Source organism: Paracoccus sp. MKU1 (assembly GCF_001447385.1).
Lineage (GTDB): Bacteria > Pseudomonadota > Alphaproteobacteria > Rhodobacterales > Rhodobacteraceae > Paracoccus.
In genome coordinates, this window is the sequence record NZ_LLWQ01000064.1 from 1 (window position 1) to 17,126 (window position 17,126).

At 63.7% G+C, this 17,126-nt stretch carries 8 protein-coding genes; 1 reads left to right on the top strand and 7 read right to left on the bottom strand.

Annotated elements, in window-relative coordinates; all coding sequences use genetic code 11:
• From AQY21_RS03675 to AQY21_RS03705, 7 genes are all read right to left on the bottom strand, one after another.
• Nucleotides 1-231, bottom strand: a 231-nt coding sequence (locus tag AQY21_RS03675) for a transposase (protein WP_152988095.1), incomplete at its 3' end; no start/stop codon positions are given.
• 297 nt (nt 232-528) lie between these two features.
• Nucleotides 529-3,537, bottom strand: a complete 3,009-nt coding sequence (locus AQY21_RS03680) for a helicase (protein ID WP_012114962.1) — start codon at nt 3,535-3,537, stop codon at nt 529-531.
• The gene (locus AQY21_RS03685) at nt 3,534-5,342 is read right to left on the bottom strand and encodes a phospholipase D family protein (RefSeq protein WP_012114963.1); all 1,809 of its coding nucleotides are present in this window, start codon (nt 5,340-5,342) and stop codon (nt 3,534-3,536) included. Before AQY21_RS03685 ends, AQY21_RS03680 begins: the two co-directional genes overlap by 4 nt.
• Nucleotides 5,339-6,556: a DUF6361 family protein gene (locus AQY21_RS03690; RefSeq protein ID WP_012114964.1), complete on the bottom strand. Its 1,218-nt coding sequence runs from the start codon at nt 6,554-6,556 to the stop codon at nt 5,339-5,341. Before AQY21_RS03690 ends, AQY21_RS03685 begins: the two co-directional genes overlap by 4 nt.
• A 61-nt stretch (nt 6,557-6,617) precedes the next feature.
• Entirely contained in the window at nt 6,618-9,959 is a 3,342-nt protein-coding gene (locus tag AQY21_RS03695) for a DEAD/DEAH box helicase (RefSeq protein WP_058096456.1), read from the bottom strand.
• Between the two features lie 14 nt (nt 9,960-9,973).
• Nucleotides 9,974-13,357, bottom strand: coding sequence for an exodeoxyribonuclease V subunit beta (locus AQY21_RS03700; protein WP_203416368.1), 3,384 nt, complete (start codon nt 13,355-13,357; stop codon nt 9,974-9,976).
• 8 nt (nt 13,358-13,365) lie between these two features.
• Nucleotides 13,366-16,020, bottom strand: a complete 2,655-nt coding sequence (locus AQY21_RS03705; protein WP_012114967.1) for a PD-(D/E)XK nuclease family protein — start codon at nt 16,018-16,020, stop codon at nt 13,366-13,368.
• Between the two features lie 221 nt (nt 16,021-16,241).
• Between AQY21_RS03705 and AQY21_RS03710 the strand changes: the two genes are divergently transcribed.
• The gene (locus AQY21_RS03710) at nt 16,242-17,126 is read left to right on the top strand and encodes a WYL domain-containing protein (RefSeq protein WP_012114968.1); all 885 of its coding nucleotides are present in this window, start codon (nt 16,242-16,244) and stop codon (nt 17,124-17,126) included.

Here is a 17,126-nt window from a genome sequence, read left to right on the forward strand (position 1 = left end):
AAAGGTCAGGGCAGGCTCATTTCCGAGAAGGCCCTCGCGATAGTCCTTCCGCCAGCGCGTCAGCAACGCGCGAGAGATATCGTGACGCCGCGCCGTCAGCGCCACGCTGCGCGGGCGCGACAGGCTTTCCTCGACGATACGGATCTTCTCGGCAGCCGACCAGCGACGCCGCCGACCACTATCGGTCACCGAGAGAACCTCGACTTGGGAACTGAAGCTATGGGTGTCCATAGCTTCAGCCTCCTACATCCATCCCACCTTCAGCGTCAGACGGTCCTCACCGGGAGCTTACGAGAGGCATCGACGCGATGGCCGAGCTTCGATGGCGCACGCTCCTGCACGACCGAACATGAGCGCGCGCAAGTGGCCAGGGAAGTATCAATCTTCAGGCGTAGGGAACGCGGCTAGTCAGGGATATAAATAGGCGGGAAACTGCACGACGCCGACTGGGATGATCAGGCCGCGTGAGGGGCTGCTTGTCCCGCATGAACAGGATGGACGAGCCGGGAGCGCCGAATGGCAAGCCCGCTATTTATCGAGGTTCTTCTGTCGTGAAAATGCGGACAGATCGAGGGTCAATGCTTGCAGTGATCGCGTCGTTTCCACGTCGTGATGCGTCAGGAGATCGACAAGATCCTCTTGGTTCGGCTGTCCCAAAGCAAGGCGATAGAGCAGCCTCTGCGTCCTCAATTTCGCAAATCGATCAATGTCGCGACTTTGGGGAAGCGCGAACAAATGTCGCTTTAGATCTGCGCCTTCCATCGCCCACCACGGGCTGAGGCCGGTTTTATCATTCGCGAATGCCTTGTCGGCGTCGCGTGCGATGATGTCCCACGGCGACGATGCTTGGCCTCGTGCTTGCGCAAGCGCTTGTTCACCTAGTTTTCGGGCGAGCGGTTGTCGGACAGTCAGTCCGCCGAAGCGCTGAACGCGGCCTTCTCGTTGCTCCAGGTCAACCGGGCTGGAACAAAGATCCCAGTGGCCGAGCCTGTCGCACCAACTATGAAAGTCGAGACCTTCCTGTCCGACAGAGGTTGTTGCCAGGACGTGGGGCCAGAACGGCGTGTTGAACGCGCTGCGGATTTCCTCAGAGCGCGCCGGTGGCGGTTCATTGACATCATGGTCCTGTCGATGCGCCTCTGTCTCGGCGCCCCCAAACGGCACCGCAGCGTGACAACGGATACGAATTTTGTCCTTCTTCTTCGCCCCCTTGAACCCGAAGGTGCCGACGTTCGCTGCGAGCGCCGTCGACAGATCCTCAATCAGCCCATCAGGGTTGACCTTGGATTTGCGCAGCCAAAAATGTTCGTCGAGGACGGCCTCCAGGCAGCCATCAACGCACGCATTCTGATATTTCTGCGTGGCGTCCTCGCCGGGCAAGACCGACCAGAAAACAGGGCGATCCAGATAGGTGCGCAGCCGTGTCCAGCAGAAGCGTACGAGCCGCGCGAAATGCTGCTCCTGGAAATCGAAAAGGTCCGGAAGGTGGCGATAGAGTGCTCGGCCAGTCACGACGCCAGGGGCGCCGAGAGCCATATCCACCAAGGCGTCCAACTCCCACCGGCTTAGCCAGGTGATCGCCTCTGCCTCTTGGCGCTGTTTGAGCAATGTTTGAAGTGTCGCATCCTTCTGTGCGACCCGGCCCCAGTTCTTCTGGACCACCGCGAACTCCCGCGCCAGCGGGGCCTTCTGCGCGTGCTCGATGGCAGCGAGGATCGCCCATGCTGGTTTGCGGCGTCGGTTGCTACGCGCATTCGGAGCATCCGGCGCGATCGTCGGGGGCAACGCCTGAATAATCTGCTGCCGTGCCCTGTCCCTGATCTGCTTCATCGCCGCCTTTCCCTTCACATCGAGCGGATCGACAGCGCGGATCAGGAAGGGGCTCGGGTGAAACAGGGCGAGCGTGGGCCCTTGGTTGGGCTTCGGATTTAGGTGGCGTTTCTTCCACGCGGCGGCGTAGGGAAGACTGCTTTTCCCAACGTATTTGCGCTCGACCTCTAGGCTGACAAGGGCTGCCAGGCTTTGCGGCGTGGCCCTGAACCGGCTGAAGATCAGCATCTTGGGTGATTGCGTCACCTTCGCCCATGGGCCGGAAGGCGCCCACCAAGTCAGCGATGGCAACACCCATGGGAGCGCAAGGGCCTCCGTCGGCACAAGGTCGTTGAGGGCGCGGAGCTTGGCGCTTCCCCAACCGTCTTTGGGCGGCTTGAAGCAATTGGTGACTCCAAGCCGGGGGACGCTGCGCGTGGCTGGAAAATCTATGTCGCGAGAAATCAGGTATCGGTCCCCCAACGCTTGCGCAGGGAGAGGCACTGAAAGCCAGTAGCCGATCGCGCTGCCCGCGAGCTTGGGCGGCACATGGTCGGTGAAATGGCGATAGACGTCGAGATCGTGGGGCTCGATCCTTACGGACGGCGGCGCAGGCTCTCCGGCATGGTCGGAAGCCGGACGCTCGGTCCGCGACATGAGCGGTGTGAGGAGCGCCTCGAGATGATGCTTGAGCGTTTGCGCCTCTTCGATCGCCGCCGTTCGGCTATCGGGTGGCAGGTGGCCGATCAAATGCAGGAGATCGCCAAAACGACGAAATTGGGTTTCAGCCTCAGCGCGTACAGCCGACCCGCCCAGAAATTCGATAATCTCGAAAAATTCGACATGAGGAGCAGCCCCAGCGCCGCTTTCCCAGCGCTCGGCATAGAAGCGATAGGGCGTGGCGGACAGGAGGAGGATCGGCGGCGGCGTCCCTCCATCTATTCCTGCCAGCAATTGACGCGCCAAGGGATTATCGGCGCCTGCGTCGAGCAGCTCGCGATAGCATTGGAACTCGTCGAAAATGACGAGATCGGGCGGGGCGGAATCCAAAGCGGCTTGAGCGAGCGCCTTCCGCATCCGGCCCAAGCTCTGGCCATGTTTGCTCGTATCGATCGCGTGCAGAATGTTTTCGCGGGCCGGCTTGCCAAATTCCGCGCGTAACGCTCGGCCATAAGCCGTCTTGAAGAGGGCGGAGACATTGTCGAACTTGCCTTGAGCTTCCTCGCACGCCCATGGCCAGCCGGACGTTGCGCCATATTCGATATAGCCTTCCGGAAAGGCCGCGGTCAGGCCCGGGTATAGTTCGTCCAACAGGAGCTTGATAAACGCGCGCTCGACAGCCTTTCCGCCGTAGAGGCGCTGCGAGCTGGAGAACGATGTGGTGGGTGTAAAGGCGTAGAGCCGCAGCTTTCCCTTCCGTTTTTCCTCGAACGGAATGAGACCGACCCGGTCGATGATGGAGAGTGCGTCCTTGGCGTCGTCCTTGTCGAGGAAGCGCAGCAGTTCGACCTTGTTCTGGTCCGCGACTTTGAGCCCGCTCGTAATATAATAGACCGTGAACTTACGCGCTTTGCCCGCCAACGCCGCAAGCGTATCTCGGGCGACGACGGTTTTTCCGAGGCCGACTTCGTCCGCAACAAGAAACCGGCGCAGTGGGTTGCATCCCGATAGGGCGGCAGTTGCAGCCTTGACCGTCGCGGCCTGGAAGGGTTTCGATCTTGCGCTCATGAGGCAAGCTGGGTCCGCGCGATAGCCCAGATCTGAGCGAGTTCGTTTAAGTCAGCTCTCTCCGTTTCGCTCAGGTTTTCGCCGTGGGCGAGAAGCGCATCCACATAGGGCGCAAAATGGCGATCGACCCGGCCGAAGGCTTTGCGATCGCGTGCCCAAGCCGTGAGAATATCCTCCAACGTAAGGCGGTCATAACCCAGGCCTTGGGAGCGGTTGCCCCGCGATCCGGCATCGTCATCCCATGCGCCGCCGCCGACCGGAAGCGCGTCGCCGTCGAGCATCGCACGCATCCAGTCATGAAATGCGCGAAGCCCCATGTGGCTGGCCAGCGCGGCTAGATCCCGCTGCTCTTCGAGAGGCGGATCGACAGTGACCCGCTGCATCCACCGCAAATCGCCGTCTGGGCTGCTTATCCTGACCTGAATGAAGGCAGATTGAAGTGACAAGGGGATCGGTCCAAGACCGAGGCGGACGGCGTCGGTCGGCCAAGTCAGCAGGTCGCCATTTGCAGGTCCGGCGTGCAGCACATGGTCAGGGTAGGCGAGCGAAGGAACCGCCCGGGCATCGATCGAGAAGCATTCCCCGTCGCGGCGCAGAACCGGGTCCCAGGAGGCCATGAGCACCTTGCGCGACTCTTCCAGCGCATCGGCTGCACTCACGCTGCCCAGGTCTGCGGCGGCGAGTTCCTCTATGGTGACAGGCGTCGCTTTGCCGACTAGGAACGCCAGGCCGGAAGAGAACGCTTCGCCCGCCTCGAGTTCGACCATGATTTCCGAGTTGCGCCCGGACCATGCCCTTTCGGTCGCATTGGCGCTTCCGACCCTCAAGATGGTCTTCTCGCCCGAGTGGAAGCAGAAGATCTTCGCATGGAGAGCAAGGGGCGCCGGCTCCACATCATCTTCGGCCACGGGTTCGTTGCCGCCGGGCAGAGCGAGCGTAGACTCGTCAGCGAGCACGTCTGGCGCCGCATAGGCCAGGATTTTCGAGAAGCCGGTCAGCGATGTCCTGGACAGGCTGGCGATATCGGCAAGAGCCGGCATCGACGAAATCAGCGTTCTGGATTCAGCGGGCCCCCACTTGCCGGCCCTTTTTAGAAAGTCGGACGATAAGAACGGGCTGATGACCGTTATGCCGTTGATCGCGCCGGATGGCGGCTCCACTGGCAAGGGAACGCCTTGGTCCAGCCCATTGAGGAGGCCGCGTAAGCGAAAGCCGTCGGGCGCATCCCACCAGATCGTCTCCAGCTGCTTCGAGATGTCATCGGCATCCTCGCGCGATGCGGAGCGTGCGAGAGTGCCTCCGAGCGCGCCGACGCCAGGGAGCCGAACCCGTCCCTTCGCGCGCTTTTCGCTGCCATCCAGCAAAACGCCAGCGTCGAGATCCTGAGATCGGGTGAGGTTCCGGCTGCCAATCCAGAGCTTCCAGCGCGTTTCCGCTTTGGGGCAGTTATAGGCGACCAGAGCAATCTTCGGATGCCAGCTGCGCTCTCGTTCATCGTAGGGTTGCTCGACGATGAACTGATCGAGGATGCCTGCGATACGGGGAAGCGCCACCGGGCGCGCGATCCTCCCGCGCTGGATGATGATCCTGACGTGATCGCGCAGCCTGTCTATCGCTTCGGCAAAATCGACCGCTGTTCCGCTGCCCTTGTCATTGTTGCGACCAATCAGGGCGAGCAACACTGCCGCGACCGCAGACAGGTCGACCGAGTAGGTCGCGAACAATGCGAGCTTGACCGTCTCCAATCGTCCAGGCCGCAGTTCGTCGAGGTATGGCTGGCCGTCCCAAGCCTGCCGATCGCTCATACGACATCCTCCAGATCTCGCAGGAGCCGCTTCACATTTCCCCAGCGATAATGCAGCGGCTCGGCGCGACCATGTCGCTCGCCCTGCCATTCCATGCGCCGATCGACGCCGAATTGGTTGTTGGCGAGACGCGCACGATCATCCTTCCTGCTGACCTCCGCCCGCGCGTACACGTCGAGCAACGGCATCGGATCCTTGCCATTCGCCCGAACCCAGGCCGAAGTCTCCTTCAGAACCCCTTCAACCGCGGGCGGGAGGTGGCCGATTTCGGCGAGAAACAGGTTCATATCCAGCCGAGCGGCCGGTCCGCCCCATTGCTCGACCGCGTCTTTCAGCGCGGCGCGATGTAAATTTGGCTGCGGCCGCTTGTCGCGCGTTTCCTTGAGTATCTCGACCTGGGCCGCATAAATCGCCCTGCCAATGGCCGACAGCGCCGCCGCCTGGCCGGTCCGCTTCAGCATGGCGGCTTCCTTGTCGGCGAGCGCGAGAATTTCGCCGTCCCAGCAGTGATCTGCCTCGTCGAGCGGCTTTCCAACCAGTTTCGACAAGAGCGAGGGCTCCCCTGGATCTGTCGGTGAGCGAACGGCGCGCAGTTTGGTCGCGAGATAGATCTGCTCCGGCGGTGAAAGCTCGAGCGTGAGTTTCCCTCCGCCATCCCAGTCGCCGGGGGCATCGATCAAGCCTGAGATGGGCCAGGCAACCGTCTCGAAGGGCTTCCCGTCATCGTCATGAAGCGTGCGCTTGCCGACCGCCGCCAAGAGCTTCGCCATATCCGGGCGGCTCCACGGCCGGCCATCCGGGCGGGTGCCGATCAGTCCCCACTTGGCGAGGGCTGTCCAATAGACATAGGCTGGCGGCTGGCTGATCGCTCGGGGGAAGACGTCCCCGCCGATCACCCCATCTTTCTCTCCGCCCACGCCATCGACATATTTGAGACGGCCGGTCAGCTCGTGTTCGAGATCGGAAAAGGCTTGGCCAAAATCCTTGGGGACAGGGCGCTTCGTCCGCAGGCTTTGGTAAAGCCAGGGGATGAGAAGCGCGTAGCGCAGCCGTGTGTGCAGAACCGATGTGCCGGGGAAGAAGTGATCGGCATAGCGCTGGTGGACGATGAGGAACCCGACCTCATCGCGCACCCCCGCTGCGCCGCCGAACATCATCTGTTCGGCCTGGCCCAGCGCTTTGCGCGACAAAAAGGTGAACCCAAAAGATGACACGAAGCCTCCCCCAAGGCGTGATTAAACCTGCAGCTTAAGAATATTTCAGAGTCGAAAGACATCATTCGCTACCAATAATTTTCAACCTCATAGCGCGGGTTTCGAGTAAATAGGTTTCAACCCCGGCAAGGAGATGCAAGCCTTCTTCGCCGATTGCTTGCCGCGATAGCCCGGGTTGCACGATGCGGACGTCGAACTCGAAGCGGTGATCTTGCCACCCGACCTTGAGTTTCTTGATGGCGGCGGCCGAGCCTTGCTCAATCCGAGAACTGAGGCCGCGGTCCCGGCGCATCTTTTCGCGCCTCAGCATATGTTGAAGCATACGGCCTGGCCGGTCGCGCCACCGAGCGGATTTCTGAGCCTGGCCGCAAACCTCGTAGAGGTCGCTGAGACGCGCACCTGGCGTATCCGTCCCGGAATACTTGCAGTGATACAGGGTCACGGAAACGACGCTGTCGGTGATGCGCAGCGCCACGACATCAGCGATCTCGCCTTTGCCATCATCGTCGAAGATCACATCATAGGGATCGGGGGCCGCCAGCAGCGTGTCGATGACGAGACGCTGGACTGAGTCTGCGCGCTTACTCGTGCCTTGAGACTCGACGCGGATATTGGCCTTCGACCAATCCCAGGCTTCGATCTTGTCGGATGGGTAGGGCTCGATCGTTTCGCCTTCGGGCAGAGTGTAGAGATGGCTGTAGATGAGCAGCGAGCCATCGCCGAAGTCGATTTGTGGCGAATCCTCGCCGAAGGATTCGGACAGCGTCTGCATCTTGCTGCCGACCTTGATCGTCGCCTTGGGACCGGCGCGCTGGGGGTAGCGGGCATGCCCATCGCTGAAGACGATCTCGAACTCGGCCGTGTGGTCATCGCTCCGCACGGCGAAGCGCAACGGTCCGGAACGAGCGTTATCGAGCAACTCGATATCGCATTCCGCGAAGGTTACGGGCTCATCGCCGAACGAGATCTCGATCCGCTCCTCAAACTGCGTGATCAAAGATTCAGGCCAATGGATCGCCACGGGTGGAACAGCCGGGCGCTGGCTGATCTGGTGGGGGCGCATCGCGCTCTTGAAGACGCCGTCGGTCGTGATGCTGGGATCGTTCACCGTGCGACCGACATCCTGGCACCAGTCCACCCAGTCGGTCAGGTCATGGACCTTGGCGCTGGACCAGAACTTGCCCTTCGCCGAGCATCCGCGTGAGGCCGGCACGCCGTCGAGAAAACCAGTGGCGAAGATGTTGTTCTTGATCCGCGACTGGGATTTCGCGCTGTCGAGGCCGTCGGCGACGTCCACGCCCATATACATGGAATAGCGGACGCCGCGCCCCTGATGGTGGGTGAGGCCGAGGTTCCGCAGGATGAGCCGCTTGAACCCGTGGAGGCTGCGGAACACTTCCTCGCCTTCTACGCGGCGGGTCGTATCGCCGCAAACCGCCTTTGCCAGGCGGTCGAACGGCCCCTTGGCGGAACTGCTGATGTAGAGCAGGCCACTTGCCTGATCCCAGTGGAGCATGTGCAGATCCCAGGTGACGTTTACCGCCTGCTGCGCCGAGGTCCAGCGCGCCTGTTCCTCCGCCCGAGTCACGAAGATCGCGACCCGTTGATGCGGGTTCAGTTTCATGCCGAGATAGACGCCGGGATTGTAGAGTTCCTCCGCGCGAAACGGATCCCAAGCATCACAGGACGTCCGGTAAAGGACCGCGTTCATTTTCGGCTCGAGGGTCTGGAGCGGAATGTCGATCAGATCCCCCGAAAAGCCCTTGAACATCTCGGCGCGGCGAACCTGGCGTTCGATCTTGGCCGAACTGAGCGCCTCTACCAGCGCGTTCCAGTCGGCGTCCTCGGCGTAGAGCTTGGCCAGCGAACGATCAACATCGTCGATGCCGGTATTGGCGATCACCGTCGCATCACCCAGGGTTGGGTCCTGGCGGGTAAAGCGGCCGACGAACTGGATCGTCACCGCCACGCTCTTGTGATGATCGTGCAATGCAGCGATCTTCAGCTCGGGCAGGTCAAAGCCCTCGCCGAGCATGTCGACACATACGATAATCCGGCTCTCAAAGCGGCGTAGCGCTGCCAGATTTTCACGCCGCTCCTTCAGCGATTGCTGGCTGTGGACGATGACAGGCCGGTAGTCCGGATAGGCCGTCGCATAGAGGCTATGCAGGTGTTTGGCGCGTTCGATGGTGCTGCAACGGGCCATCGCCAGATGGTTGAGGCCGGCGTCCAGGTCCGAGGCGAGCACTTCGCCGAGCTTGTCGATGATCGCCTGGTCGGCGTCGGCTTGATCCAGCCCGAATACGGCCTCGAAGCGGATCGGCTTGAAATAGCCTTCCTGCTGCGCCTTTTTCAGCGGGTAGGTGTAGATGAACTCCCCATCGACGCGTCCACCATCCTCACGAAACGGGGTGGCGGTGAACTGGATCACCGGAATGGGCGGCTCGTGCTCGGCGAAGAGCCCGCGAAAGGATTTCCACGTCCGTGCCCCGATGTGATGTGCCTCGTCGATAAAGAGTGCGGAGGCACGGGCCGCCATCCGTTCCTGCACCGGCGCCTCGGCGCGACCCGCGATCTGCATCGTGGTGACGACGACATTGGCGCTGTCGAAGATTTCATCGACTTCGGCTTCGCTCGCCGGAATGTGCGAGAGCCGCATGACCAAAGGGAAGGCTGCGGTCTCATCGAGACATTTCTGCTGTTTCAGGACGCCGAAGGTCTCGAATTTGCCCGCGATCTGCTCACGCAGAGCGTCGGTGGGGACCACCACCAGCAGGCGCTCGAACCGCCGTTTGGCATTGAGCGCCAGCATTGTCTCGGTCTTGCCCGTGCCCGTCGGCATGACGATGGTGGCCGGGTCCGTCGATCGTGTCGCATGGGCAAGCGCGGCGTGAAGCGCGCCGATCTGGGGACGCCGCAAGCCAGGCTGCGCCGGCTGACCGTCCGCCGCGGCTCGTCCCTCGCGCAGATGTATCGCGTCGATCCAGGACGCGGAGACCGCCTTCAGACGCTCGGCGCGTGCGGAACGATCCAGCGTGTCGATGCTGGTCGGCGGTGCATTCATCCACCGGCCTTCACCCAGTTCGAGCGCATCGGCGATCCGTTCCGGATCCGTTGCGCCGGGCACAAGGAGAACGAGATCGGCTTCCAATGGCGTCGCCGTCTTCGCACTGATGATCTTCAGAATCTCGCCGGAGTCCAGGGTCGTCTCGTGACCATTGACGCGGCGGATGGCGAAGGGCCGCAGCCGGCATCGCACCCTCAGCGTCGGAACCACCAACTGGCGCACGGGGCTTCCCAGCACTTTGCCATCAATGGCAAGCCGAGCCGGCAGCAGGAGTTCGACCTCGGGATTGAAGAGATCGTCCTGATTGGGGCCGGCGGGGCGCTTGCGGGAGGCCATCGTGTCTCCCTCCGTTAGGTCGCCACCGTCTGTGGCGAGGGCGAGACGGCAATCACCATTCCCCTCGTCATCAGAACGATGAGCCCGCGCTCGGCGCCGGTCATATCGAGATAGGCGCGGACCTGAGCCCGATAGTGGTCGAGCGTTTGAGCCTCGGGATTCACGTCGCTCTTCCAGTCGACAACCACGACGGGCCGGCCATCCTCGCCAATAGTCAGAGCGTCTGTGATCCCGGCCGTTGCGGTTTCTACGCCATCGGACGCCTGTGCGGCATAGACGGGAAATTCGGCCAGAAGGTCCGGCCGCAGGATCGCAATGTCGGGTAGGGCGAGGGTTTGCACGACACAGGCGGCCAGTTCTTCAGCCGACAGCCCCGTCGCCGGGGCGGAGACCGGAGACCGGCCGAGGGCGTGGATGAGGTCGGCCGCCCGGTCGGTCAGGGCGGCTTCCGCCTCCGAGGTTTCGCCGGTCAGCACCTCTTCCATGAGCTTGTGGAGGATCAGCCCGCGCTCCCGGCCGCCTTGCACGAGGGCAGCGGCTTCCAGCTCGGGAGGCTGGTCGTCGGCCAACCCGGTCCAGATTGCGGCTTCTTCCTCCCGCAGCACGATCCCGGCGGCGTTTTCGTCGCGGCTGGGAGCAAGCCAGGTCAGCCGCGTCTGCGCGGCTGTGATGGTTTCGGCCTCGGCGGCGAAGGTCGCGCGCGTCTGGGTATTGTCCGTGCCCGCTCCTGCGGCCGTGAGGCCGGCAGGCAGATGGGAGGCGTCCAAGCCGGGCAGGTCGGCGAGCGACAGATCGACGAGACCGATCCAGGCGGATTTCGACGGCGTGGTGTCGAGCCGGGGGAGGACGAGAAGTTCGCGGGCGCGAGTGGCCGCGACATACCAGAGCCGGATGCGTTCGCGGTCCAGCTCTTCCTTTTCCGCTTGGCGCGCGGTTTCGTAGCCTTCGGGTGCGACGCCCAGGACCGGGCAATAGAAAGTCTCGGTCTGGCGGTCGATGACGGCGCTTTCGGGCGCCATGACGCCGGTCATGGTATTCACCGGAATGACGATCGGCCATTCCAGCCCCTTGGCCGCGTGCATGGTGAAGAGCGCGACCGCTTCCTCCTGCGCGTCGGGCCGTCCCTCGACGGCGCGCGCCTCGTCGGACCACGCTGCTGTCATCGCCTCGGCGAAGGCGCGCAGGCCGCGCACGGCGTAGCCGGTCGACAGGCTGAGATAGAGGTCGATGTTGGCGAGCGCGCGCTCGGCCTGGCCGCGATGGCGCTCGAGGAGGAGCGGGCGGACGCGCATCACGTCCACGGCCTGCGAGAGCAGTTCGTGCGGGGTCGTGCTGTTGCCGCGCCGGGAGAGCGATTGCAGCCGCTCGATGACCGCGCGCGCGAGTGAGTGCGTGATGACGGCCGGGTCGATGCTGAGATCCAGGCGCGGAATCCGATCCGGCTGTTCCTTCGAGCGCGGAAGTCCCCAGACGATGTCCAGCAGGTCTTCTTCGGTGAGGCCGACCAGAGGTCCGCGCAGCAGCGCGCCGAGCGCCAGCGTGTCGCGGCGATCGGCCAGGACGCGGGTCAGCGCAATTAGGTCCTGGATTTCCTGGCGGCGGAACAGCCCCTTGCCGGCTTGGGTCGCCACAGGGATGCCCCGGCGCTCCAGGGCTTCCTCATAGCGCCACAGCTCCGCGCCGGTCGGCGCCAGCAAGGCGATGTCGCCCGGCTGGCAGGGACGCTCCGCGCCGCTGCGACGATCGATGATTGGGTGGCTTTCGATCAGTCGGGCGCACAGCTCGGCGATGGCGTCGGCTTCGGCGTCGCGCTGCTGTTCGGCGCTGGCCTTGCCGTTTTCGTCCGCTACCGCGATGTCGAGGGCCGCCACGCACAGGCCGCCTCGGTCGCTATGGAACGGGTCGAGAGCGGTGAAGCCCGGCTGCCCATCGGCCGAGAGCACGGCCTCGAAGCGTTCGTTGACGAAGGTGAGGATCGAGGCGCAGGAGCGGAAATTGGTGGAGATCGACAGGAGACTGTCGGGGTCTTGGACGCGAAAGGCGTCGCGCGCCTGCACATAGGCGCCGACATCGGCGCCACGGAAGCGGTAGATTGCCTGCTTGGGATCGCCGACCAGGAAGAGCGCTCCCGGCCGGATCCGGAAGCGGGTCCAGTCGTCATTGCCTTCGACCGGCTCGCCGCAGAGCCGCCAGAAGATCTCGGTTTGCAGGGGATCTGTGTCCTGGAACTCATCGACGAGGACATGAGCGAAACGCTGTCCCAGCGCGCGGCGAACCTCGTCATGGTCGCGCAGCATATCGCGCGCGGCGAAAATCAGATCGTCGAAGTCGAGCTGGGCGCTTGCGCGCTTGTGGTCGCGGTAGCGTTGCAGGACAGGACGCGCTTCTTCGATCAGCGCCGCCAGGGCCTGGCTGGCCGCAGCCTGAAGAAGCGAAATCCAGGCATCGCAGCAAGCGGTGTAATGAGCATCGGCGTCGTCGTTCAGCCGATCACCATCGGCTTTCGAGAGGCCAGCCTGTTTTGCAGCGGCGGCCCATTTGCCCTTCTTGCGATAGGAAGCGAAGGTGCCGGATTTGGTGCAAAGGTCGGGATGCGGCCGTGACGTCAGGAGTTGGACGAGGCCGGCGGGGGTTGCGGGATCGGAGCCATTTGCCAACGCGGTCGCCATCTCGACCAGCCGTTCGACGATCACAACCGTTTCCGGCTCGGTCGTCCCTGTCCCATGCATGAAGCCCGCGAAATCCGCCGCGGCCTGCCGGAACGCCGTCAGGCGGCCGTCAAGCGGGGATATGGGCGGCGCGGCGAGGGTACGGCGGCGGCGCAGATTTTCGGCAATCTTGTGAACGAGCGCCACGGTTTCGCCGGGGCTGTGCAACACCATCTCTGCGAGGATGCCGCCCTGGCCGCCGGACAGGCGCTCGCGCAACCAGCCATCAACAATTTCGAGGAAGGTGAGATCGGCCTGATTGCGATCCATGACGCCGGCGCCGGGATCGATGTCGGCCTCCGCCGGATAGGGCTTGATCAGGCGCTGACAGAAGCCGTGGATGGTTGAACAGGTGATTTCGTCGATCGCGGTGCTTGCGGCGGCGAGATTATCGCGATGGGCCTGGGACAGGCCGTGGGGCAGCGCGACGCGCAGCTCGGTCGCGATCTTGCCGTCCGAGAGGTCGGCGACGAATTCGCGGACACGGGACAGCAGCTCGCTCGCGGCGAGTTCGGTAAAGGTGACGGCGGCAATGGCGCGCGGCGAGACCCCTTCGGCAAGCATCGCGGCGATGCGCCCTGCCATGACGGCGGTCTTGCCCGAACCCGCGCCGGCCTCAACGAGGATCGACCGATCATGGAGGCTGATCGCGTCGCGGCGCGCGCCGTCATCCTTCAGCACTGTGGACACTCTGCTCATCATTCCGCCTCCCAGATCTGAGCGACTTCGCCCAGCCGCTCCGTCGCGGCCGGGAGTTTGCGTTTGCAATAGGTGGCGCTGGCGTTGGCCGGCAGGGCGAAGGCGAGGTCGTCATAGTCGCCGCCAGTGTCCGGCCCAGGCAGCGCCGCGCCGCTGGCGAGGCTGGCCCTCGCCGCGCGGAGATAGCCCGTGATTTCCGTGAGCACCGCCTCGGGATCATCGAGCTGGAGATCGACCGGATCTCGCGGGTAGAGCAGCGAGGCGCTGATGGCGACGTCATCGCCAAGGAGCGCTTTCACCGCAAAGGCATAGAGGCAGCGCTGAAGCTCGCGCCCGCCGTTCAGCCGGATGTTTCCCTGCGGCGTCCGGCCCGTTTTGTAGTCGCGAACCAGCGCACGCTTGCCGTCGCCCGAAATGTCGAGCCGGTCGATATAGCCGGCGATATTGAAGCCGGTATCGGGAATCGTGACCGGCGCGGTCGCATCCCATGGGGCCTCCGCTTCGGATTTCGGTTCTGAGCCGCCGAACGGCACCTCGCCATAGGCGCGTGCGCCCGGCAAGGCGTCGTCCCCATAGGACAGGGCGCGGCCCGCCAGCGCGCGGGCGTCGTCGAGGGTGCGGCCCCAGATAACCGCCGGCGGAACAGGGCGTTCGCTTTCCCAATCGGCGGCGACGGTCTGCGCGGCTCGGGCCACTGCGATTTCGATCATGTCCGTGTCGGCAGATGCGAGCCCACCCCCGATCTCGAGGTCGCGCAAGGCGCGGTCGAGAACCAAGTGGACGAGATCGCCGATTCCGAGCGCGTCGAGCACCAGCGGCTCGGCGCTGCTTTGCGGTTCGCGCCATCCGAACGCATAGATCCACACGAAAGTGAGCGGATTGCGTAGCAGACGGCGAAGCGAACTGGCCGACTGGGTGCGATCGAGAATGGCGAGAACGAGCGGATGGTCCGCGCGGACGAGCCCGTCATGGGGCGTGATCTCAGTCTGCCGCCAGTCGCGCCAGCAACCTTGCGCGCCGATCGCTTGCGGATCAGCGGCGAATTCCTGTGGCCGCGCCATAAGACGGTCGGTTTCGCTGAAGGCGTGGGCCGGCGTCGCGTTGCGGCGGAGGTAGGTTTCGGCGCCATGCCCGGCAAGCAATGGGCTGCGTCCCAGGAGACGGCCGTCGCTGTCGCGCCGGGCGCGCGAGAGAACGACAGCGCCAGCCGTCGTGGCGAGGATCGTCTTGAAATCTCGGCGGTCGGCGAGGTTCACCGGAAGCGGATCGAGGACCGGGGTCGGGATGATGTGATCCGGGATCAAACGGTCCTCGGCGATCCCGCGTGGCCAGCGCGAGGAATTGAGGCCCAGCAGCCGCACGAAACGGCGGGGGGATGCCGCGAGCGCGCTGGCCGGCATCCAGGCGACGGAGACGCAGGCTTCCAGTCCGTCGTCCTGTTTCAAGATTTCCAGCGTTGCGTCGATCGAGGCGGCAGGCCCGGCGAGCAGTGCCTTGCGCCAGATTGCGTGCGCTCGGCCCTTGAGGAAGGCTTCACCGATCTCCGCCGCTGCGTCCGATCCTTTCGCCAGAATCTCAACCGCCGAGCGCAGTGTCGGCGCGTGGTTTGCGCCATCGGGCCAGTCGTCTGGCGTCAGCCTGGCCAGTAGGCGGTTCCAGGCGCTCGGCGTAGAGAGAGGAGCGTCTGTCGGCAGGACGCGCAACCAGCCTTCGGGCAGGGCCTCGAAAGGCCCGCCGTCCCGGCACAGCGCCGCGAGGCGGCGCAGGCGCGATTGCGACAGGCCGCGAACGACGATGTCGGCCAGCGCTGCGGCCGCCTGGCCCTCGCGCGTGGCGACGGTTCGGACGCCATGAACGAAGTGCAGGTCGATATTGGCGTCGGCGCGCAGGGCGAGGAAGTGATCATCATAATCTGCGGGCGACGCGGTCGCGAGGGCGATTTCCGAAGGCGATACGCCCGAGGCGAGGAGGCTTCGCACCCAGCGCATCGCCTCGATGGCCTCGTGATAGGCCGTTGCGGCGCTCACGGCGCGAATTTCCGGCGTGTGTGCCGGCGAGCGCGATATGGTGACGCCCGTGCTTTCGAGCCATGTGGGGACGCTCCTTGGGCCGGCCGTCCACTGCACGGGGATATGTGCGGTGAGGGCTGCGAGCAGCGGCCTCCAGCAGGGCGAGAGTTCGGTAAGGCCGACGATCTCAATCGGGCCGAGGACGGTCGGTGCGTGACCGATGCGGGCGATCGCGGCAGTGACGATGTCGAGAGGCCGCATCATGCCGGGCGGAAGCTGATCGAGGACGGCCGTTTCGAGGCGCGCAATCGCGGCGAGTCGGGGATGAGCGGCCGCGTGTGCGGCAAGGTTGATGCCCGCGCGCCAGGCTTTGCGGAGCGTATCGACTGCCGCGTCGATCATGCCGGGGAGGATTTTGATGCTCTCCAGTTCTCCCATCTGGGTCGCCGGCAAGGCCGCCTGAATGGCCGCGCGCAGGTTCTCGTCGTCAATCGGTCGGGCGAAGCCGCCGGCCAGCCGGACGACCGCCTGCTCGAAGGACATGACCTGCAGTCCGTGACGCGCGTTCCGGGCCGCCGCCAGCCGGCTTTCCCGCATGGCGAGGCGGCCATGAATGACCAGCGTGGATCGACTCGGGATGGTCATGGCCGCTCTCCTTCCGGTTGCTGTATTGCCCGGGCGCGGAGTTATCGCTGGGACCACTGTCGGTTGGCCGGTCATCTCGCGTTTCGAGTTGTGCCGCTGCATGACTTGCCCCGCCCATGTCCAATCGCCCATTGACGGGCGCCCTTAATGGGAATAATAATTACACGCACTTCATCGTGGTGTCCATATAGTTTTTATCCTCACTTACGAAACGGGAAGCAATGGCAGAGGCTGCAACGGCGCTGAAATGGGGGGTGGAGCGCCGACTCGAATTCATCGAGTTCCGGCTGTTCTGGGAGGGCTCGATCAACCGCGCCGACCTCGTGGAGGTGTTTGGTGTGTCGGTTCCGCAGGCGTCGAAGGATCTGACGCTCTACCAAGAGCGGGCGCCAGGGAACATGGAATATGACACGCGCGCCAAGCGCTACGTCGCGGCCGAGAAGTTCATGCTGCGCTTTCTCGATCCCGACCCTTACGTCTATCTCGCGCAGCTTCGTTCGGTCGCTGAAGGCGCTGTGCCATCTCATGATTCCTGGATCGCCGCGCTCCCCAGCGCCGACGTCGCACTGACTCCCAGGCGAGACATCGACATAGAGGTTCTGCGCAAGATGCTCGACGCGAGCCGTGAGGGGCACTCCGTCGAGATCTTCTATCAGTCGATGAACAAGGCGCGGCCGGACCCTATCTGGCGGCGCATCACCCCTCATGCCTTCGGCTACGATGGCTTCCGTTGGCATGTCCGGGCCTATTGCCACCTCGAACACAAGTTCAAGGATTTCCTGCTGCCGCGCATTCTGGAGGTAGGTGCGAAGGGTGAGCCGGGCGAGCCCGGCGAGCGGGATTGGCTCTGGAACAACTATTTCGACGTTATCATAGGTCCGCATCCAGCGCTCACCGCAAGCCAGAAGAAGGTCGTCGCCAAGGATTATGGGCTCGATTACGGTAACGGCGTGCTGACGGTTCGTTATGCAATGCTCTTCTATGTTTTGAAGCGTCTTGGTTTGCTTGGTGACGCTGCAAAGCAGAGCGCCCATACCCAGCATATTGTGACAATAAACCGCAAGGAAACTGAAGCCGCACTTGAGAAGGCGGAGTTTCAGCTATGA

Bases quoted from the DNA above. Each gene is read 5' to 3' on its own strand.
- AQY21_RS03680 (WP_012114962.1), bottom strand. From the start codon at position 3,537: ATGAGCGCAAGATCGAAACCCTTCCAGGCCGCGACGGTCAAGGCTGCA.
- AQY21_RS03685 (WP_012114963.1), bottom strand. From the start codon at position 5,342: ATGAGCGATCGGCAGGCTTGGGACGGCCAGCCATACCTCGACGAACTG.
- AQY21_RS03695 (WP_058096456.1), bottom strand. From the start codon at position 9,959: ATGGCCTCCCGCAAGCGCCCCGCCGGCCCCAATCAGGACGATCTCTTC.
- AQY21_RS03705 (WP_012114967.1), bottom strand. From the start codon at position 16,020: ATGACCATCCCGAGTCGATCCACGCTGGTCATTCATGGCCGCCTCGCC.
- AQY21_RS03710 (WP_012114968.1), top strand. From the start codon at position 16,242: ATGGCAGAGGCTGCAACGGCGCTGAAATGGGGGGTGGAGCGCCGACTC.